Origin of the sequence: Kocuria sp. NPDC057446 (assembly GCF_042802875.1) — a bacterium.
Lineage (GTDB): Bacteria > Actinomycetota > Actinomycetes > Actinomycetales > Micrococcaceae > Kocuria.
In genome coordinates, this window is record NZ_JBHVDI010000057.1 from 1 (window position 1) to 19748 (window position 19748).

Below are 19748 nucleotides of genomic sequence, written 5' to 3' on the forward strand. Positions count from 1 at the left end.
ACACGGGCGACGCCGCCGGCGTCCAGGGTCCGGTAGTTGGTGCCCACGGAGTCCACGAATCCGGCCCACCGCTCCAGCGTCGCAGCGTCGGGGACGGTGCCGGTGAGCTGCTGCAGGGGCACCTCGGGGGCGAGCTCGGCGAAGGTCCGGTTGGAGGTCTCGTCGAAGCCGATGACGGTAACCTTGCCCGCCGCCAGCAGCTTTGCCCAGTCCTTGTCCTGGTCCAGGGCCTCGGCCACGACCTGCTCGATGCCCGGGGAGTTGGTGGGGGACTTGATCTCGATGTAGACACCGGTGTTGACGGTGGCGATCTTCGCGGCGTCGTCGAGGTGCGGGATCTTCTCGCCGGTGAACTTCTGGTCGAAGTAGGCGCCGGCGTCGAGCTGCTGGAGCTCGGCCCAGGTGAAGGAGGTGATCGGGTCATTCTCCCGGCCCGGGAAGACCTCGGCGACGTTCGTGGTGCGTGCCGGGGTGTTGTCGTGGAACAGGAAGGGCACCCCGTCGGCGCTGAGCTGGACGTCGATCTCGAGGTAGTCGACCCCGGCGGCGCGGGCGTCCTTGAACGCGGACACGGTGTTCTCCGGGGCGGTGCCGGCAGCGCCCCGGTGGCCGATCACCAGGGGGCGGTCCTGCCCGGCGATGGAGGTGGCCGGGGGCGCATCAACGGGGGGCGCGGCCACGGCCGGGGCTGATACGCCGATCAGGGCTGCGGCCGACAGGGCGCCGGCAACAGCGGCGTGGAGCGGGCGGAACACGGAGCGAGAGGTGCTCATGGGGGGCTACTTTCCGATCGACTGTGGGGGCGCGGCCAGTCAACGCGGGCGGGGAAACACCAGGATCAACACGAGGTGAAGCGCAGACGAGGTCCTGACGACTCCGAATTCACCCGCGGGCCCGTACGGACCTCGATCGGGCCCGGGGCACGGGCACCCCTCGACGCCGATTCCACGTGGATCCGCCTGCAGTAGGAACGAGTCAGTTCGAGCTCTTCGAGTGCCGCGTGCTTCGTCGGGGTCCGGGACCGTCACCGCGCACCGCGTGCTCACGGGTTGTCTTCTCCGGGCAGTCGGATCAGACCGGCTCGGCCGAGTGGAGCACATGAGCGGGTCCCTTGCTGTCGTTGTGGACACCATGGTGGTCAGTGGCGGAGCCGCTGGGTTGCCGGCCCCGGGGTAGGTCCAGATAGTGCTCGCCGGTGTGGGCCTCGGCGCGCAGCAGCTTCGTCAACGGCCCGTCGTGGGTGGACAGGGCCCGGCGCAGCAGCTCTTCCACGTGGTGGAAGCCGATGGTGATCGGCTCCCCGAAGGGGCCGTCCGTCTGAGTGAGGGGCACGACGACGCCGGCCGGATCGAAGGCGATGGCCTCGTCGTCGGCGTCCAGCAGCTCGCCGACGAAGTAGTCGCCGGCGCGCCGTTCGGCGTAGACGCTCAGGCGCACGGCCTGCGGGTGATGGTGGTGCAGATGATCGGCGAGGAGTCCGATCAGCTTTCTGGCGTAGGCGCGCTTGGCCTTGAGAAGTTTGGTCTCCGCGGCGGCCAGGACGGATGGAGCGGTCATCGAGGTACCTCCAGTGCTCCCCAGGCAACGGGCCGGTGGTGACCGCTTCAGCCTGACACTCCGGGATGAGCGCCGTGTGACCGGCCGGTGCATATCCGGTGGACATCACCCCGGCCCCTGCGCCCGTTCCGGCCGGCAGGAACGAGAGCGGCGGGTCCATCGATGACCCTTCACCAGGTGGCCACACGGGGGAGAGCTCCTGGTCACCGGTGTGACCCACCCTGAAATCTATTGCCCCCCATTCGAGCAAGGAGCACCCCCCATGACGACCATCTCGCGCACCCTGGCCACCGGCACCACGGTCATCGCCCTGCTGGCGGCCCCACAGGCGGCCACCGCCACCCCGGCCCCCGAGACGACAGCGGAGCTGGGCTCACCGTTGGCTCAAGCCCACGCCCACAACGACTACGAGCACGACCGGCCCCTGCTAGACGCCCTCGAGCACGGCTTCACCTCCGTGGAGGCCGACGTGTGGCTCGTCGACGGGGAGCTGCGGGTGGCCCACGACGCGTGGGAGCTGGCCGAGGCCCCGACCCTGGAGGAGGCCTACCTGGATCCGCTGGCGGAGCTGGTCTCGTCCAACGGCAAGCAGCTCTACCCCGGCCACGACGGGAACTTCCAGCTGCTGATCGACATCAAGAGCGAGGGCCCCGACACCTGGGCGGCGATCGAGGAGGAACTGGGCGAGCACAAGAAGTTCATCACCGGCTACCACCACGGGCAGGTCAAGGACCGGGCCGTGGAAGCGGTGATCAGCGGCAACCGGCCCCTAGCCCAGATGCAGGCCGCCAAGACCCGGTACTCCTTCTACGACGGGCGCTCCACTGATCTGGCCTCCGGACTGGCCCCGGAGTTCATGCCGCTGGTGAGCGAGAACTGGACCAAGCTGTTCACCTGGCAGGGCGTGGGTCAGATGCCGGCCGCCGAGCGGGAGGCCCTGCATGACTACGTCGAGACGGCTCACGCCGCCGGGCACCGGGTGCGGTTCTGGGCCACCAACGACATCGCCGGGCAGGCCCGGGAGAACCTGTGGACCGAGCTGCAGGCGGCCGAGGTCGACCACATCAACACCGATGACCTTCCCGGCCTCCAGGAGTTCCTCACCCGCTGAGCGCACCGTCCACCGGGTCCTCGGCTCCGTTGGGCCGTCGACGGTGCTCGACCGGTCGGGTGCCCGGCAGCACCGCAGGCATTGACACCGGGCGTTCACCGGCTGTTAGGCGGAGGGTCGCCGCGACTCCCTACGGTGTCGAAGGCTGGCAGGAAGCCCCCCCCAACTCCTGCCTGACCAGCACGGATGTACCCCCGGGCAGCCGTGCCGGGTGCCCCAGTTGCGCAGCCACAGTCCAGCTGGGGCACTCGACTGCCCCCGTCGTGCCACCGTCGCGGTCGACCCTTCGTCCCGGAGGCGGGTTGCCGGCCTGCGGACGAGGGGCCGGTCATGCGTGCCGCGGCTCCCAACCGAGGAACTCGTCCCGGTTGTGGGCGGCGCTGACGGTTGAGACGTAGGAGGCATAGGCCAGCCAGAGCAGCCGGGGACTCAGCGCCCAGGCGGCCTTGCGGTCCAGGCCGGCGGTGACCACGACGCTGGCGGCGGTGACCCCCAGAGAGGCCACCGTCACGGTCGCCCCGAGCACGGGGCTGCGCAGACCGAAGTACAGCGCGGAGAAGGACGCGAACAATGCCCAGTCCACGCCCTCCAGCACCAGCACCGTGGTGCGTCCCGGGGTGCCGGGGGGCAGGTTGGCGATGCGCAGATTGCTCCACAGGGTGGTGGCGTTGTTGAACGCCCACACCGGGGGGAACAGCCAGCCCGGAGGAGCCCCGGGCGGGGTCTCGAGTTCGTTGTAGAAGGAGGGGTCACCGTTGAAGCCCGCCGGCAGGGCACTGGCGGCGTTGGCGGTGATTCCGACCGCGGCGGCGTGCCACCAGCGGTAGCGCCGGGCCGGGGCCGGTGCAGCGGCCCGGAGGTCAGGGGTGGTGGTCATGGTTGTGGGTCCTTGCTCGTGCCCGGGGCGGGGTGCTCCTGCGCCGGGGGTTCGTGAGCGAAATCGAGGAAGTGGCCGGTGGTCGCGCGCAGATAGCGCTCGATCACGGCCTGCTCCTCGGGGGAGAACGTCTCGACGAGTCCGTCGAGGCGTTCGAACAGGGGCTGAAGAGCGCCCAGGGTCGCCTCGAGGGCGGCGTCGGTGGGTGCAAGCACTTTCCGCCGCCGGTCGCTGGGATGGGTGCGGCGTTCCAGGTGCCCGGCCTGTTCCAGCCGGTCCACGAGTTCGGTGGCCGATCCGGTGGAGATGCCCAGCCGCCCGCTGAGCTCGGCCGCACCAAGGCGGTCCTCGCTGCTCATCACGTGGTTCATGGCGGAGTAGTCCAAGGGCCGCATCCGGAGCCGGTGGGCCAGCTGCTGGTCCACCTCCGCGGCCGCGCGCAACAGGGCGCGCAACGCCCACGAGGCCTCCGGGGCCTGGACCCGGGCCCGCTCGGACTCCTCGACCCGCGGCCGCTGCGCCTCCTCCGTCACGGAGCCAACGGTAGACCTCGATGGCTCGGAAAAGGAGATTCTCCGCTACGGAGTTATCAAGGAGTAATTTTCTGAGCAGCAGAGTCGCACGGACGGCAACTGATGCACCCGGAGACCGGGGCGCCGGGTGGACCGATCGGACCGGTCGCCCCGAGGGCTCAGGCGCGGTCGCGGGCGTCGAGCTCGCCGAGGACGTCCTGGAGCCGGTCGGTGGTGCAGGGGTGCGGCCCCTGCGGTTGGGTGAGATATTCCTGGTCGAGCTGGCGGCACATCCGGGAGTGCAACACCTGCAGCTCGGTCATGCTCAGCGCCCCCAGTTCAGCCGGGAACGCCTCGTCCGGACGCAGATAAGAGCGCCCCGCCCGGTCGAGGCTCAGGGGTCGGCACGGGTCTGCTCTGTGTTGGGCGAGAAGAGAAAGTGCGCTCATGATCATGTCCTTGTGCGGGGGCGGTGAGTCGCGACGTGTAGGGCTCTGTGCAGAGACGGTCTATCAGCCGCCATGGTTTCTCTTCCAGGCCCTGATCCGAAGAAAACACCGGAGTCGAAGACGACACTCTGCGCCCTCTCGGCAAGACCTCCTCTGGTGGGGTCAGCGCAGGCGCAGGTCGTAGCTGATCACGTCCAGCATTTTGCGCTGGCCGGTGCCGGATTCGCGGATCCACAGCACCCCCAGTTCGGGCAGTTTCTCCTCCACGATCCCGAGGTGGTGCAGGACCCCGCTGGACCAGGCCTCCAGCCGGTTGCCGACGTGCACGGTGGTGAGGTCGTCGATGAACGACACGGTGTCAGCCATGGTGTCCAACCCCTTTCAAGGTCGCGTTGAGCTCCCATCCTGGGCCACGCCCATGACTACCGGGTGAGCACTGGGTGGATGGAGGGTGGACGCGCAACGGCGCCCGCACTGTCAGGCTCGGAGAGCGCCGGAGCGTGGCGGACCTCACGGTGGTCAGTGGTATCGGGGTGCTGACCTGCATCCATAGTCTGGAGGCGGACGACGACGCCGAGCTCCACCTTCGGCACCGGAGTCCATCCGGGCTCTCGGTGCCCCCGCTCCCAGGAGGACCGCCATGACCGCTTCCCCTCTGCTCCCCGCCCCTGACGGCCCCGACGCCGAGCGCCACCCGCACGAGCCGGCCATCCCCGCCCAAAGCACCACCCCGCGTGCGGCCCGATTGTCGCGCTACCGGATGCAGACCGACCGTCCGGGGCTGCGACTTCGCGCGGGCGAGGTGATCCTCGGCGTCCCCTACGCCTTGGCCGAGGCCACCATGGTGATGCCGGTGCGCTGCGAGAGCGACGGGCACAACCCCGCCACCCTGCTCTCTCCTGAGGAGCTGGAAGACCTCGGCCCCACCGACCAGCTGCTGGGGCCCTGCTCCTGGGGCAAGGCCGGGGTCCGCCCCTGACCGTCGATCACAGCACGGAGAGGATCAGCATCCCGGTCCCGGCCGCCGCGAGCAGCGCCACCGTCACGCCCTGAGCGTGGGGGATAAAGGGCGCCTTGGCCGGTTCGCGTTCCTGCTGGCGGCGGCGTTGGAGGACCTGCTCCACCTGGTCCAGCGCCCACGCCAGCTCGTCTCGCCCCGGCGCCCCGACCCGATGGGCCGCCACGTGGGCGCAGATCTCCGTGTAGTGGCGCTGCAGGTCCACCTGCAGCCCGTCCAGGCACTGCAGCGCCCAGCGTTGCCGGTGGGCGGCCAGCCACCGCCGAACCCCTTGGGCTGCGAGCCATCCAGCCGCTATCACCAGGGCCCCGCCCCTACGATCCCGATCAGCACAGACCCATTCTGCCCCAGATCCGCGACCATGATCCGGGCACATGTTCAGCGAAAGGGCAGGTCAACCGGTGTTCGCCCTGGCGGTCAGGCACCCGGGGCAGGGGCTCAGAGGAAGCGGACCGCCACCATCAGGGCCATCGCGGCCGTGGTCAGCGCGACGGGCCCGAGGAAGCACAGCAGCGTGGTGTGCGGGCTCCGGAGCCGCCCGGTCGTGGTCAGCTGCCGGCGGCGTGCGGCCTGGGTCAGCGCCGGCCACAGGGCCGCGGCCAGCAGCAGGGCAGTGCTGAGCGTGAGAAGTTCCAGATCCAGGGCCATGCTCCCAATCTTAGAATCCGGCACCAGTCTGCTCTGACCATTCCGGGGCCTTTACAGCGGCTGACGGGGTTGCAGTTGCTTACACCGCCCCGAAGCCACAGCGCTGTCGGCCTCCGGTCCCGGGCAGGCCCCGGCCCGGGGCTGGATCGCCCGCAAGGCCTTCTTGGGGTGCTCAGCACCATCGACAACGACGATGATGCACCGGCGCCGGCGCCGGTGCGGGCTTCCTCCCGCCGGAGAGGAGCCGTGCCCGCGCTATGGCGCCGGAGTCGCTGGTGGGTGGGTGCGGATCTGTTCGTAGAGGGCTTGCACCCGGTCCTCGAGCTCGTCGATGACGGCGGCCACCGCCGCCGGGTCGGCCTCGAGCATGTCCTCCACGTCCCAGTCCTGGTGAATGGCCCCCGCCGGGACCGGGATCCCGTCGAGGGTGCCGAAGGTGATGACCCAGTCTGCCCCCGCCACCACGTCGTCGGTGACCGGTTTCGGGTACAGGTCCTCGGTGTCGATGCCGCGCTCTACCAGGGCCGTGAGGACGTGCGGTTCCAGTGCCGTTCCGGGTAGCAGACCCGCCGAGCGGACCGTGAGTGTGTCCTGGGCGTGGTGGGCGAGCAGGGCAGCGGCGATCTGGGCGCGGCCGGTGTCGTGCTCCCCGACGAAGAGCACCTGCGGCACCCCCGCATGCCGGGGGTCAGTGGTGGTGGTGGCCCGGGCGTGGGCCAGGGCCGCCAGCCGGTCGGCGGCGAAGTGCCCGGCCAGCGGCGCCAGATGAGTGCGCACCCGCGCGGTGCGGGCCAGGGCCGCGTATGACTCGAAGACCATCCGCTCCACCAGATCGGCGGAGAACACCCCGGCGTACCGCTGCGCCAGATGCTCGGCGGTACGCGCCAGCACATGGGCGTCCAAGGGCTGAGCCGACCCGGCAGGAACAGCGGGGTCAGTGGGCTCGCTCATGCCCGCTCCGAGACGGGGCCGGAGCCGGTGCCGGCGGTGATCTCCAGCCACAGGGCCTGGATACGGGTCTCCAGCTCAGCGGGGACCCCAGGGTCCCGGTCGGCACCCAGGGCTGGGACTGCCGGCCAGGACTGACAGTGGGTGCTCTCCTTGATCGACTCGAGCCGGTGGGCGCCGAGGACGATGACCCAGTCGGCGGCGGCCAGGATCGGGTCGGTGAGCGGTTTCGGGGCCGCCGTGACGGGGGCGGTCCCGTGCTCGGCCAGCAGTCGCACCGCGTGCCGGTCCAGGGCCGTACCCGGGCTGATCCCGGCCGAGCGGGTCACCACCGCCGGCCCGGCGTGTTCGGCCAGCAGGGCTGCGGCCACGGCGGCCGGACCGGTGTCGTGGTCGTCCACGAACAGCACCTGGTACACCGACCGCCCACGGTCCTTACTTTCCCGGGCCAGGGTCCGCAGCCGGTCGGCGGCACCGTGCAGGGCCATCGGCGCCAAATGCGTCGGGATCCTCGCCTGCCGGGCCAAATCCGCGTGGCACTGGGCCACGCAGCGCTCGATCAGCTCCGGGAGGAAGACCCCGGCCCAGCGGTCGGTGAGGTGCTCGGCGGCCCGGTGCAGCACCCGCGGGTCCTGCAGATCGATCTCCTGCTCGGTCATGGCGTCCCCCTGTGCCGATCGCCCACCGGCGTCTCGTTCCGGGCCGCGCGGCAGCGCCAGCCCACGGAGCCGCTGGTGCGATGTGGTCGTGGTGTGCCGCCACCTTGTGGTGATCGGCCACAATCCGGTTGCCCGTGACAGCCTGTCCAGGACCACGAAGGGCGCAGGCGGGCTCCGCCCGGTGGGCCCTGTCCTGGCACTGGCATCGTGCCGGCACCGTCCCAGTGTGCGACGCGGCGATGACTTCCAGATGACCGGGAGATGGACAGAAAGTGACGCATATCACCCACATGCCACCCTTGCCCGCCGACCCCGATGTCCCTTCCGGCCGCCCCTCGGGGTGCCTCCGCGCCGGCAGCGATCGACTGTCCGGGGCATGGTCGATCGGGTCGCCCCGGAACCGGGCCGGCGAGGGCGGGCTGATCGGTGATCCGCCGCCGCTCCTGGTGCAGCACAGCACCCACCACGGCCCCGGGGACGGCGATCAGCACCATGACGGCTGGGGTGTCGGTGGCCACCGCCAGGACCGCCACTGCAGTGGGGGTCGTGAACACGAACAGGCGGACTCCGGTCCGCAAGCCCCATAGATCGGTCTTCTGCTCGGTCATGGCTTCCCCCAGTGTTGGCCGCCCACCAGCTGCTCGTTCCTCCCCTGCGCGGCAACTTCACCGCGCGGAACTGCCGGGGCGACATGCTCGCGGCGTCCCCGCATCTTGCGGCGACGCGCCGCGTTGTGGATCCCCCTGTGACAGCGCTGCCAGAGCCGCGAAAGGCGCGAACAGGTTTCACCCGTGGACCCCTGTCCTGGCACTGGCGTCGTGCCGGAACAGCCCCAGTCTGCGACGCGTCCATGACCTCCCGGTGGCCACCGGATGGACAACAGGTGCGGTGTGTCACGCAGAAGCGCCCAGGGGTGCCCGTCCCTGCGGTCGCGTCCGCGCGCCACGATTGCGCTGCACGGTAGCGGCTAGCCGGTGCAGAACACCCATGATGGTCCGCCCACTCCCGGCGCCACTGCCAGGATCTGTCAGCTAGATACGCACTAGTCAGAAAAGGAATCCCAGCCCTGACACAGGGTCTTGATAACTGGAACATATCGGTGGCTGATCCAGTGGAGTTCGTCCTGGGCCCGCCGGCCCGGACCGGGGAGCAGGGGGCTCACCGACACATCGCCCGGGGGAGCCCACGCCTGTCATGAGCGAATCCGACCGCCGTCCGAGAGCCGTTGCTCGAGCAACCGCCGAAGCCACACCGTGGGGGACGAACTACGCGGGCACCTCCGACGATGAGCCTGGCACCAAGCCCGTCCCGGGCAAGCGGCGGCTGGTCGGGATCGACGCCGCCCGCGGTCTGGCACTGATCGGCATGGTCTCCATCCACATCCTGCCCGCCTGGGACCCGGAGACCTTCGCCCCCACCGCCCAATGGACGCTCTTCGCCGGGCGGTCCGCAGCCCTGTTCGCACTGCTGGCCGGGGTGAGCCTGGCCTTCACCTCCGGAGGACGCACCGCTCACACCGGCCGGGCGATGACCGCCACCCGGGCCGGGATCCTGGTCCGGGCCGTGCTGATCACCGCCCTGGGCCTGGCGATCAACCCGCTGATCCCGGGCGCCACCGCCGAGGAGATCCCGGCGATCAACATCTTGATCTACTACGGGGCCTTCTTCGTCCTGGCGATCCCGTTCCTGGGCCTGTCCGCCAAAGCCCTCTTCGCCTGGGCGGGCTTCTTCGCCCTGGCCGCCCCGGCGCTCATGCACGCCACCCGTGAGGCCCTGCCGGCCGTCCCGGACCTCAATCCCGGCTTCACGGATCTGGCCGCCCACCCCGGGGCCACCCTGGCTCAGCTGCTGCTGACCGGCACGTATCCGGCCCTGCCGTACCTGGCCTACCTGCTGGCCGGTCTGGGGATCGGACGGCTGAACCTGGCCGGCGTCCAGGTCCAGGTCTACCTGTTGCTGCTGGGCGCCGGGGTGGCCGTGGTGGCGTGGCTGGCCTATTGGGTGCTGATCCTCCAGGCCGGCGGCTACGACCAGCTCATGACTCACACCCCGGCCCTGACCGAGGACGGGATCGACGACATCATCGTCTTCGGCCCGGACCCGGTGCTGCCCGCCACTTCCTGGTGGTGGCTGGCCGTCGCCGGCCCGCACACCAACACCCCCCTGGCCCTGGCTGTGGGTCTGGGCTCGGGGGCGGCAGTGCTCGGGGGCTTCCTCCTGCTCGCCCGCGGTCTCGGGGCATGGTTGCTGCCTCTGACCGCGATGGGCACGATGACCCTCACCCTGTACTCGGCCCACCTACTGGCCCTGTCCACCGAGGTGCACTACGACCAGCCCTACCTGTGGTTCTTCCTCCAGATCGGGGTGGCCGCGCTCTTTGCCACCGCCTGGCACCGCGCCCTCGGACAGGGACCCCTGGAACGCGTCGTGGCCCGTGGCGCGGGCCTCACCCGCCGCCTGGTCCTCACCGGGCACCGCACGCGCTGACAGCTGGGCATCTGTACACCGACGGACACCGGCCGGTCCGACAGGCCGCGGAGAGCCTCCGTCGGCGTCGATCAGCAACCGGTGCCGGTCACCGTGCGTGCGGCGTGGGATCCTGCGATCAGTGGTCCGAGGAACAGTCGAGGGAGGGGGGTGGCCGGTGCGTCGCTGCCAGCGGGACGGCCGGGGGCTGCAGCCTGCAGGGTCACCGGCGCGCGGGCCCCGGCAGATCGTGGTGCTGCTCGGCATCGACGGGTCCGGGAAGACGACCACGGCCACCGCCCTGGCGGGGGCGGCGCGGGAAGCCGGGCGCCCAGTGATCGTGCTGCGCAACCGGTCCGGTCGCCGCTGGCTGGCCCGCGCCTCGGCGCGGTGCGGACTGGAAGTGCCCGTGCGATGGGCGGACCGGTTCGAGACCGGCGTGCGCATCCTCAACGTCCTGACGTCCCAGGCCCGGGCATGGCCCAGGGAGGGCCTGGTGGTCATCGACCGCCACCTGGTGTGCCAACTGGTGCTGCGCCGGGGCCGCGGCCTGCCACCGGGCCGCTGGCTGCCGTGGCTGGCCTGCCGGTCACTGCGCCCGCACACGGTGGTCGTGCTCGACGTCCCGGCCGAGATCGCCCAGCAACGGATCCTGCGCCGCGGAGAGGACCACGAATCCCTGGACTACCTAAGGACCGCCCGCACCGCCTACCTGGAGCTCGCCTCCAACTGGGGGTGGAGTGTCGTGGACGCAACCGCAACCACCGAGGTGCTGGTCGCCCGGATCATGGACGCCGCCGACCTCTGACCGTCGGCGACGGCAACCACCACGCCAATCGACTCACCAAGGCCCCGGCGGGGAGCAATGGGGCCATCACCCGGAACCTCACGATGTGCGACAAGCGCAGATGAAGTCTTTACTACTTTACATAACGACACTTACCGGTCTCCGGCGAATGAATCGATTTCGCGGACAGTCCTATGCCTGGCTGCTGTTTCTCGAGTCTTTTCCCTTGCCGGGCGATCTCCGGAGACGAAATGTGGTGGTCAGCCAGGCAGGGAACGTCCAATGACCCCAATGACCTCCGAGATGCCGGGACCCTGTACCCGCAGTGTCGCGACGAGAAGTCGTAGCGTGGTATCCCGGATCAGACGTCACGGAGTCAGCGGAGCGACAGTGCTTCACGGGATTCTGGCGATGCAATGGCGCGTAAGAGAAGCCACGATATCCTCGCGATTGGCTCAGGATCGTTCCCGCTGGCCTGTAGGAAATCCGTTGTAGGGCCACAAAATCCGTCTTCGGGAGGCGCAGGGAAAACCGAACGGTTCTCTGCGCCTCCTCTTCAAATTCAGTTTCGGTCGGGGATTCCGTTCAGTTCTGAGTGCAACTCGACACGGCCACCCAGGTCGCCCGAGACCTCGACATGTCTCGGGCCACCCTCTACCGGCGGATCCAAGAGCTTCCGCAAACGACGACCATCTGAGGGCGTCGTTGCCTGTGGACATCGTGATGCACATGCCGTACCTCAGCGGGCTTTTCAGCGGGCGGGGTATACGGGCATCAACCACTCCTGGTTTCTCGTACCAGCACCGTCGCTGACATTCGGAGCAGCAGGGGTCCTTCTAACGTGCGCCCACTTGATCGTGTCGTGGCGGCCAGGCTCGTCCGTGAGAAGCCGCATGCCCTTGTGGTGTCGGTGCGACACATGAAGAATTTTCAATGAAAGGGAATGTTCCGGGGGATCGAGGTGTTAAAAGGAACGGCCCCGACTGTTGCGGAGATACCGCAACGCCAGGGCTCGTTGTAAAAAGGGTGTTCTTTGGCGGAACTCCTCACAGCTTAGGAACGCGGCAGAGGGCCGTCAACTCCAGGCTGGCTTTACAAGGAGTCTTGCACTAGTCGAGCCGGAATTGAGAACCACAGATGGCACGACGTAACACCAAGCAGACCAGCAGCAAGGCCGCGAAAGCTGCCAGTAAGGTCCTCCGCGACGGCAGGACTGGCAAGGCCTCCAAGACGGCCGCCGGTAGCGCTCTCTCCCAGGCGAGGCGCAAAAAGTGAAGCCCGTTCGTCGGCGGACGGTCCCAAGCCGGAAGCCTCGGCGGGTCATTCCGCCACAGGCTCCGAAGGTCATCCCGGCGCGTGGGCCGTACTGGAGGATGACCGGCTTCTAGGCTGCCCCAGAGGTTGACCCGGGAGTCAGCCGGCAGGTGCCCCCGCACCATTGGTGCGGGGGCACCTATGCTTTCGGTTTCCGTGCCACGTATAAGCAACCTTGTCTGCTGAGTGGGTGGCGACCGGAGGAGGTTCATTGGTGGACTGGGCTCGGCCGAGCTCCCGACCGGCCGTCGTGAAAGGACTTAGGGTCGAGCCATGGCAGCAAGTAGTTTCTCCGCTGATCCCCCGATGCCCGCCCTCCGTCCGGGGGAGATCGGTGTCGCCGCCCAGTGGCTGGGACCATCCCAGCCGGCCGACACCATTGCCGCGGACGTCATCGATGCTCTTTGCCGTCTTAGCCATCGGGCTGTGCCCACGCATATCCTCGGCCGAGGTTCACCCGTCGACTTGCTCGATCCGTCGATCATCGGGTTGGCGCTGCAGTTGGGTGGTGCTTTCAAGGCCGGCCACGCGATGACTGCCGTGATGCTCAATACGCACAACCGATTTGTTGATCGGGGGCTGAAGAAGGAGTTGCCGTCGAGGACTCTTCCGCTCCAGCTGATCCTGTCGACCGAACCCGCGCGAGCACACCCCTCGCTGACCATCGTCGACCTCGTTTCGTGCCTGCCTACGGTACGAGAGGCGTTGTCGTCCTTCGACCACTACCTACTGGACCTCTACGGGGTGTCGAAGTTCGGCAGTCAAGTGATGGCATTGGACTTGAATCCTGAGCATTTGGCCGGCGGTCGACTTCGCCGCCTTAGATCGGACGCCGAGGAGGCCGTGTCCTCTCGAGAGCTTGTGGAGCTACCGGTGAAGCCGATTCGTCCGTAGAGCTCCGTCCGAACGGACCTGGACTACTGAAGCCCCGGCTGGCGGTTTGACTGGCTGCGTCGCGGTGGGGATTCCTCGCATCGGACGAAGTCGGGGGAGCCGCCAGCTGCTCGCCCAGCGACGCCGAAAAGGGGACTGTGCGCGATGCTGCCGCGTGTCAGAATGCCCAGAGTAGAGGAGTGTACGTCGTCTGCATATTGCCTGGAGCACTCCGTCATGGTGTGGATAGCAGGATCCCGCAGGCTCATGAGACAGGATTGCAGTAGAGGTGGAATGGTGGAGGTACCTTGAAGCCGAGTCGCTTTCCAGTAGTTATCTTGGGATACGGAACATTTCTCATAGTTGTCACAATTGTCTGGAATGTCATGGCGGCCAGGGAAGTATTTCCCTCGCTTGTTATTCTTTTTTGTGCCGCAGTCTTGGCTATATCATGGTTTTTTGTACTTCTGGAATGGCGAAGATATAGACAGCGGCAAAACAAAGTCAATTAAATATAAGTCTTTAACCGTAGTGAGTGGTGATCCGGGTTGATGCGGGCGCCGCCTCTGCCGTGGTCTTGAGCTGTCTCTACCTCCGGGGATGGGTGAGACCGGCAACGGGGGGATGCTGGCCATTGCATGCAGGGATGCATCAGGGGTTCCCCCTTTGTGCGTCGTGGTTCCCGTGCGGACCGATCGGTAGCGTCGGAGCATGGACAAAGAAGCGGGAGGGACCGGACATAGGGGGAAGCCGCCTCGATCGTTGCGTCGAGTGTCCCTGATGGTCACCGGTATCAGCGGGGCCATCGCCGTCGTAACGACACTGATGGCCTGGATCGCTGAAAAATCCGGGGACCCCCTACACCCGGGGAGCAATGCGGGTTGGTTCGCCTTTCCTGCCGGCTTCGTCGCACTCGGCGGGCTGACCGCCTTACTGGGCGATGTCATCTCTTCGAGCACCGATGGACCCGTAGGGCGGAACGCGATGAGCCCGCAACCGGTCGGCACCCGCCGGCCGTGGGGAGCTGTGTGGCTGGCCCTGCTGACCTATGCCATCGTTCTGTTCCTCGGCGCGCTGGGTGCCACTGCGTACACGATCTACGACCGGGACGGGATTGGGGTGGGGGATGAGATCTTCGTGCTTTTGTGCGCTGCAGCCTTCCTCTGGGGAGTGCTGCGCCTGCCGCGGCGTGGCGCCCCCGCGGTGCAGGCAACACGTTCTGAGGAAGAGCCGGCCCCGGGCGCTGTGGGAGGTGCGGAGCGCCTGGTGATACATCAGTGGGGACTGGCCCTCACCGGGATGGGCGCAGGCATCACTGTGGCCCTGTACTGGTACATCGCCTACCTCAACCACTTCTTCTGGTCGGGCGTGCAATTCGGCCCCATCATCTTTGTCGCTTTTGGACTCACGCTGGCTATCTGCGGGATGGTCCTTCTGATCATCGAGGGAGTGATGCGCCTGACCGGGCGAGGCTACTAAGCGTCGTCGGCCAAGCAAGGCCAGCACAGCACCCCGGAGCCTAGCGGAGGAAAAGGATACGACTTCGACTGTTTCCTTGACCCGCCATGTTGCACGAGGGGTTCCGGCAACAGGGCAACGTGCGATCTCACGAAGTACTACTCGCCGGCGGCGAAAAAGCCGACCAGCCCGCCGAGGATTACCAGCCACCCGCCGATGAAGAGAATGCCTGGCACGATGGGTGCTCCCAAGTCCTGGACGCTGGCGTAGACGCCGATCAGGCTCGTGGCGAGGACGATGAGGACACCAATCCCGGCGGCAATGAGGCTCCACTGACGGGCCGATCTGGGGGGTTTCATGCTGGGCTCCATCCCGGAGGCGTGTCTCGTGGACAGGAAGATACCGTTGCGTGCCGGCCGCAGTCGAGGGCTTCAGAGGCGTCGGGACTGCCCACGATTCGCTTGTCTCCTTGACCTGCCGCGTTGCAGCAGGGGTTCCTCCGCTGGGCGCAGTTGGAGGGTATGGCGAGACTCCGGGGTCTACCTCCTGCCCTTCTCTCGCCCTCTCAGACGAGACCCGCGAGTACTCCTTACCGACAGGTCGGCCATACCGTGGGGCGACTCTACCGGAGACCTCCATGGGCGCGGATCCCACGAAAGCGATGTTGCCGCAGGGGTTCCCTTATGGGGGTTCTGTGCTGTTACATTCGGTTTCGTTTTTTAGCCTCACGACGAGCAAAAAGAACCATGACACCAGTAATAACCACACCCGCAAAGCAAAGTAAAACTAAAGAAAAATCGGACCCTGTGACCCAAAACCGTATAGATACAACAAAAGCCAAAAGCATGCTAAAGAAGAAGTAGTATGCCATGTAAGAATTGAAGTTTTTCCCGTAGCCCATCAATCTACTACTCCTCCTGTGTGCATTGCTTTCGGATGGAACTGACGAGGGGCGACATAATACCCACTTCTCCGGGGTTCTATTATTTCCAGGTTACAGAGGCATGTGCATGCGGGAACGACCAGACGGCCGGAGTCTGCGTAGCTACTTGAGGGGACGTTGCTGGCATACCCAGCCGGCTGGTTCGCCCCAAGCAGTGACCGCATCGCTCCTGAGGTGGCGGTAGGGGTTGCTCGTCGACGTCCAATACGCCCACCACGCCGAGGCAGATCTGCACTTCTTTTCGGGCAAGCCCGGGCCCATGTCCGCCACGTCCAGGTGCCCCGCTCCTGAGGGGGTCAGGGGCAGGGCATCGGTGACATCGACTGGGCTTGCGTGTGGTCCCAGCTCCACCGGCAGGACTACCCCGGTTGGATCGGCTGCGAGCACGCCCGGCCGCCGACGCCGTCTTCGGGTCGAACCGGTGTCGGCTCCTGCCCGTCGCACATCTCGCCTCGCTCGGCCCACAGACCATCAGGGCCCTGCGTCGTCGCTGCCTGTGACGGCGAGGCCCTTCCCTTTCTTCCCCACCGCCTGTGTCTCGTGAAAGCACCTCTAACTGGTGTTGATGACGGTGACGATTTCCTGCAGGGCGCGCCGTAGCTGCAGGTCGGTCGCAGCGCCATAGCCGAACACGAGGCCGTTGCGTCGTGGTCGGGTGCCGGGGTGGTAGTAGGTTCCCAGTGAGGCGACTTGGATGCCCCGATGGGCAAGGAGCGTGGCGACGTGTTCGGCAGGGGTCCCGTCGTCCCAGGAAACGGTGGCGTGAAGTCCGCCCTCGATCGCGTCCAGCCGGGCGTGGGAGGCGAGGTGGGCGGTGGCGGCTATGACGAGGGAACGCCGGTGTGCGTACTCCCGTCCGACACGCACCAGATGGCGACGCAGGCCGCCGGTGCGCAGGAACTCTGCCAGAGCGGCCTGGATGAGACCGGACACGGGTTGCCCGAGAACCTCGCGGACAGCAAGGATCCGGGTGCGCAACTCGGGGTCCGCAACGACGAGGTAGCCGCAGCGAAGCCAGGGTGTCAGTGTTTTGGAGTAGCTGCCGACCAGCACGACCTGGTGTCCGTCGCCGAGGGAGGCGATGGCGGGCAGGGATGGTGCGCCGTGGCGGAACTCGCTGTCGTAGTCGTCCTCGATGATGATCGCGCCTGTGTCCTTGGCCCAGGCAAGCATGGCCAGGCGCGCTGCGACGGGCAGCCTGCCGCCGAGGGGGTACTGGTGGCTGGGGGTGAGCAGCACTGCGGCGAACGGTCCCTGTTCCCGGACGAGCGCGTCCGGGTCCATGCCACCGTCTCTCACCGGGATCGGGACCGGGATTGCTCCGAGGTGGGTGATCACCTGTCGCGCCGCCGGATAGCCCGGGTTCTCGGTGGCGATACGCGCGCCGGCCGGACCTTCTGCGGCCAGCCCGTGCAGCAGCAGGCCGAGTCCGTCGTTCGTGCCTGCGGTCACCACGATGTCGTCGGCACCGCACTGCACGCCTCGCGCGGCCCGCAGGTGCTCGGCGATGAGTCTACGCAGCTCCTCCTCACCGGCGGCCGGCGGCGGCACGGAGGGCAGGTCGCGTTTGACCGCACGGCGCCAGGCCGCCACCCAGTCGCGATTGGTGTGGAAGCTGGTTGAGGGGCTCCCCGGCGACAGATTGATCACCTCACCCGTGCGGGCCGGCGGGGAAGCCTCGTGCTCCTGGGATGTTCTTCCCGGCTGTACCGGTATGGGCTGGGCGGCGGTGACGGGCAGGTCGTCTGCGACGAAGGTGCCCGAGCCTGGCACGCTGAGGACGTACCCTTCCCCGGCCAGGTCCTCGTACACCGCCACGACGGTGCCGCGGGAGACTCCCATCGTCGCGGCGAGGATCCGGGTGGAGGGCAGAGCATCGCCTGCGGTCACCTGACCTGACAACAGCGCCGCCCGCAACTGCTCCATCAGATGCTCGCGCGCGGTCTGACCGGGGGAGCGAGCGGTCTGCAGCACAAGATTCATCGGGAATGCGTGACGCACCCCCTCACTTTACCGGTCCAACGGTTTTGCCCCTTTCCGGCATTGTGGGCGAACCAGAAACGTCCGTACCGTAGCAACTCGGCAGTGCGATGCCGGCATCGGGACCAGTGCTCCCGTTGCCGGCTCCCCAACAGTGCAGAAAGGTCCACGTCGTTGACGATTTCTTCCCCGGCCGTGTCCGTGCGTCCGCTCGATCCCACCGACGAGCCCCGCTGGCGCGAACTCTTCCGCGGCTACCGCGACTTCTACCGCCTGGAGGAATCCGAGGAGGTCGTCTCGCGGGTGTGGGGATGGCTCACCGATCCCGGCCACGAGTGCCAGGCGCTGGTCGCCGAGTCCGAGGACGGCGTCGTGGCGATCGGTCACTACCGTTCCTTCGCCCGTCCCTCCACGGGCACGGTCGGCATCTGGCTGGATGACCTCTTCACCGTTCCTGAGGCCCGGGGCCAGGGAGCCGCGCGAGCGGTGATCCACCGGCTCACTGAGATCGCAGCAGCAGACGGGCGCTCGGTCGTGCGGTGGATCACGGCCGAGGACAACCACCAAGCCCAGACTCTCTACGACCAGGTCGCGACCCGCACCTCCTGGGTCACCTACGACGCCGCACCGGCCACCGCGCAGGCCGTAGAAATGGGGCGTCGATGACGACGACCAACCGGTACGGACAACCCATCGGTGACCCGGTTCCCGAGTGGGCGCCGGTAGCACCCCCGGATGCGGTGACACTGCCGGGCCGGTACTGCACCCTCGAACACCTCGATCCCGACCGGCACGTCGAAGACCTCTATGCCGCCTACGCAGCTGCCCCGGACAACCGCGACTGGACCTACCTGCCGTACGGCCCGTTCCCTACCTCGGTCTCCTACCGCGACTGGGCGGTCGCCGCAGCCGAAAGCGTCGATCCCTGGCACTACGCCGTCGTCGACAACGCCACCGGCCGGGCCCTGGGCACCCTGTCGCTGATGCGCCATGACCCGGTCAACGGGACTGTCGAGGTCGGCCATGTCGTCTTCTCCGGCGCCCTGCAACGGACTCCGATCTCCACCGAAGCGCAGTACCTGCTGATGCGCTACGTCTTCGACGATCTCGGGTACCGACGGTATGAGTGGAAGTGCGACAGCCTCAACGAACCTTCCCGCAAGGCGGCCGAGCGTCTGGGCTTCAGCTACGAAGGCACCTTCCGCCACGCCGGTGTCTACAAGGGCCGCACCCGCGACACCGCCTGGTTCGCCCTCACCGACCACCACTGGCCCCCCGTGCGCGAGGCTTTCGAGCAGTGGTTGGACCCCGCCAACTTCAGCGCCCACGGTCGCCAGCGCGAACCCCTGCACACCCGCTGACCCGTCCTGTCGGGCCATCAGGAGGACGGTCCCGTCACCGCGAACCCGCTGCACTCACCTTGGAGGGACCGTCGGGGACTGTCCCGACAGCGTAAGAAGCGATGAACCTGTCGCTTTACATATGGCGAGTAGCGGCCATCGAGCCAGCTCAACGACACCTATCAATGCCGCAGTCCCGGTTGTTCTGGTCTGTGAATCGTAAAGCTCCTCGTCCATCCGCGTGGATGGACGAGGAGCTTTCGATGGGAGCACGGGGCGGGAAGCCATGGCGCACATGGAGCTTCCGTTGGTGACCCGTGTTTTCCTCCCGGCGCAGGCCTGTCATCGCGTCATGGCTGACTGCTCGAGACCTTGGTTCGGCACGTGGTACACGCCCGCCGCGACCTTGACGCCTGGTGGCTCTCAACAGCGATGGAAGCGGTGCTCCTGCGTGGATAGCATTCGCCGCTCTCCGCACCTGAGTTCCCGGATCCAGGCCACGTGCAGGTGTGGCACGGTGTCGTCGACGACTGCTTGGTAGGGCTGGTGCCCCGGCGCGTGAACCTCCACGTGGTCGCCAGGGCGTAGCGCCCATGCGGAGATGGTTGTGTCCTCGGATAGCGCTGCGTCCACTTGTGGTGTCTCGGATGTGGGCATTGTGGGCCAGGAGCTCTGGGGCGGTGAGGCGCCCTGACTATCAGCAGGGGACTGATGCACCGATAGGTGACGTTGATGATGGAAGTGTCTTCGTCGCCGGCGCGTGTGACTCTGTAGGTGACTGACGGCCGGTGGGGCTTGTCTTGCAACT

21 protein-coding genes are annotated in these 19748 nt (G+C 67.5%); 9 read left to right on the forward strand and 12 right to left on the reverse strand.

Going from position 1 to position 19748, the window contains the following annotated elements; translation table 11 throughout:
- Window positions 1-773: glycerophosphodiester phosphodiesterase (locus ACFU0Y_RS08905; protein ID WP_380214117.1), on the reverse strand; the 773-nt coding region annotated here is incomplete at its 3' end.
- Between the two features lie 298 nt (window positions 774-1071).
- Window positions 1072-1557, reverse strand: a complete 486-nt coding sequence (locus ACFU0Y_RS08910) for a hypothetical protein (protein WP_380214118.1) — start codon at window positions 1555-1557, stop codon at window positions 1072-1074.
- 262 nt (window positions 1558-1819) lie between these two features.
- Here ACFU0Y_RS08910 and ACFU0Y_RS08915 point away from each other — a divergent pair, with 262 nt between their 5' ends.
- Window positions 1820-2668, forward strand: coding sequence for a phosphatidylinositol-specific phospholipase C/glycerophosphodiester phosphodiesterase family protein (locus ACFU0Y_RS08915; protein ID WP_380214119.1), 849 nt, complete (start codon window positions 1820-1822; stop codon window positions 2666-2668).
- Between the two features lie 328 nt (window positions 2669-2996).
- On the opposite strand, the gene ACFU0Y_RS08920 is transcribed toward ACFU0Y_RS08915, so the two are convergent.
- From ACFU0Y_RS08920 to ACFU0Y_RS08935, 4 genes are all read right to left on the reverse strand, one after another.
- The gene (locus ACFU0Y_RS08920) at window positions 2997-3545 is read right to left on the reverse strand and encodes a TspO/MBR family protein (protein WP_380214120.1); all 549 of its coding nucleotides are present in this window, start codon (window positions 3543-3545) and stop codon (window positions 2997-2999) included.
- Complete coding sequence (locus tag ACFU0Y_RS08925) at window positions 3542-4078, reverse strand: MarR family winged helix-turn-helix transcriptional regulator (protein WP_380214121.1); 537 nt, start codon at window positions 4076-4078, stop codon at window positions 3542-3544. The genes ACFU0Y_RS08920 and ACFU0Y_RS08925 overlap by 4 nt, the downstream gene beginning before the upstream one ends.
- A gap of 158 nt (window positions 4079-4236) precedes the next feature.
- Window positions 4237-4506 (reverse strand): hypothetical protein, encoded by a 270-nt coding sequence (locus ACFU0Y_RS08930; RefSeq protein WP_380214122.1) that lies wholly within the window; start codon window positions 4504-4506, stop codon window positions 4237-4239.
- A 162-nt stretch (window positions 4507-4668) separates the two neighbouring features.
- Window positions 4669-4872: a hypothetical protein gene (locus ACFU0Y_RS08935; RefSeq protein ID WP_380214123.1), complete on the reverse strand. Its 204-nt coding sequence runs from the start codon at window positions 4870-4872 to the stop codon at window positions 4669-4671.
- Window positions 4873-5146: 274 nt separating this feature from the next.
- Here ACFU0Y_RS08935 and ACFU0Y_RS08940 point away from each other — a divergent pair, with 274 nt between their 5' ends.
- Window positions 5147-5485, forward strand: coding sequence for a hypothetical protein (locus tag ACFU0Y_RS08940; RefSeq protein ID WP_380214124.1), 339 nt, complete (start codon window positions 5147-5149; stop codon window positions 5483-5485).
- Between the two features lie 7 nt (window positions 5486-5492).
- On the opposite strand, the gene ACFU0Y_RS08945 is transcribed toward ACFU0Y_RS08940, so the two are convergent.
- The 4 genes from ACFU0Y_RS08945 to ACFU0Y_RS08960 form a co-directional block, all read right to left on the reverse strand.
- The gene (locus ACFU0Y_RS08945) at window positions 5493-5825 is read right to left on the reverse strand and encodes a hypothetical protein (RefSeq protein WP_380214125.1); all 333 of its coding nucleotides are present in this window, start codon (window positions 5823-5825) and stop codon (window positions 5493-5495) included.
- 137 nt (window positions 5826-5962) lie between these two features.
- Complete coding sequence (locus tag ACFU0Y_RS08950) at window positions 5963-6172, reverse strand: hypothetical protein (RefSeq protein ID WP_380214126.1); 210 nt, start codon at window positions 6170-6172, stop codon at window positions 5963-5965.
- A gap of 255 nt (window positions 6173-6427) precedes the next feature.
- On the reverse strand, window positions 6428-7123 hold the full coding sequence (locus ACFU0Y_RS08955) for a low molecular weight phosphatase family protein (RefSeq protein WP_380214127.1): 696 nt from the start codon (window positions 7121-7123) through the stop codon (window positions 6428-6430).
- Entirely contained in the window at window positions 7120-7779 is a 660-nt protein-coding gene (locus ACFU0Y_RS08960) for a three-helix bundle dimerization domain-containing protein (protein ID WP_380214128.1), read from the reverse strand. Before ACFU0Y_RS08960 ends, ACFU0Y_RS08955 begins: the two co-directional genes overlap by 4 nt.
- 1194 nt (window positions 7780-8973) lie before the next feature.
- Between ACFU0Y_RS08960 and ACFU0Y_RS08965 the strand changes: the two genes are divergently transcribed.
- The 5 genes from ACFU0Y_RS08965 to ACFU0Y_RS08985 all read left to right on the forward strand — a co-directional run bounded on the left by ACFU0Y_RS08965 (window position 8974) and on the right by ACFU0Y_RS08985 (window position 14698).
- Window positions 8974-10266, forward strand: coding sequence for a heparan-alpha-glucosaminide N-acetyltransferase domain-containing protein (locus ACFU0Y_RS08965; protein WP_380214129.1), 1293 nt, complete (start codon window positions 8974-8976; stop codon window positions 10264-10266).
- Window positions 10267-10423: 157 nt separating this feature from the next.
- On the forward strand, window positions 10424-11053 hold the full coding sequence (locus tag ACFU0Y_RS08970) for an AAA family ATPase (protein WP_380214130.1): 630 nt from the start codon (window positions 10424-10426) through the stop codon (window positions 11051-11053).
- 574 nt (window positions 11054-11627) lie between these two features.
- Window positions 11628-11729 (forward strand): helix-turn-helix domain-containing protein, encoded by a 102-nt coding sequence (locus ACFU0Y_RS08975; RefSeq protein ID WP_380214131.1) that lies wholly within the window; start codon window positions 11628-11630, stop codon window positions 11727-11729.
- 890 nt (window positions 11730-12619) lie between these two features.
- Entirely contained in the window at window positions 12620-13240 is a 621-nt protein-coding gene (locus tag ACFU0Y_RS08980) for a hypothetical protein (RefSeq protein ID WP_380214132.1), read from the forward strand.
- A gap of 759 nt (window positions 13241-13999) precedes the next feature.
- Window positions 14000-14698, forward strand: coding sequence for a hypothetical protein (locus tag ACFU0Y_RS08985; RefSeq protein WP_380214133.1), 699 nt, complete (start codon window positions 14000-14002; stop codon window positions 14696-14698).
- Between the two features lie 137 nt (window positions 14699-14835).
- On the opposite strand, the gene ACFU0Y_RS08990 is transcribed toward ACFU0Y_RS08985, so the two are convergent.
- Both ACFU0Y_RS08990 and ACFU0Y_RS08995 read right to left on the reverse strand, forming a co-directional pair.
- The gene (locus tag ACFU0Y_RS08990; RefSeq protein ID WP_380214134.1) at window positions 14836-15036 is read right to left on the reverse strand and encodes a hypothetical protein; all 201 of its coding nucleotides are present in this window, start codon (window positions 15034-15036) and stop codon (window positions 14836-14838) included.
- Window positions 15037-16172: 1136 nt separating this feature from the next.
- Window positions 16173-17603, reverse strand: a complete 1431-nt coding sequence (locus tag ACFU0Y_RS08995) for a PLP-dependent aminotransferase family protein (RefSeq protein ID WP_380214135.1) — start codon at window positions 17601-17603, stop codon at window positions 16173-16175.
- A 171-nt stretch (window positions 17604-17774) separates the two neighbouring features.
- Between ACFU0Y_RS08995 and ACFU0Y_RS09000 the strand changes: the two genes are divergently transcribed.
- Together ACFU0Y_RS09000 and ACFU0Y_RS09005 are read left to right on the forward strand one after the other, a co-directional pair.
- Complete coding sequence (locus tag ACFU0Y_RS09000; RefSeq protein ID WP_380214137.1) at window positions 17775-18266, forward strand: GNAT family N-acetyltransferase; 492 nt, start codon at window positions 17775-17777, stop codon at window positions 18264-18266.
- Window positions 18263-18961: a GNAT family N-acetyltransferase gene (locus ACFU0Y_RS09005; RefSeq protein ID WP_380214138.1), complete on the forward strand. Its 699-nt coding sequence runs from the start codon at window positions 18263-18265 to the stop codon at window positions 18959-18961. Before ACFU0Y_RS09000 ends, ACFU0Y_RS09005 begins: the two co-directional genes overlap by 4 nt.
- Window positions 18962-19748: the final 787 nt, after the last annotated feature.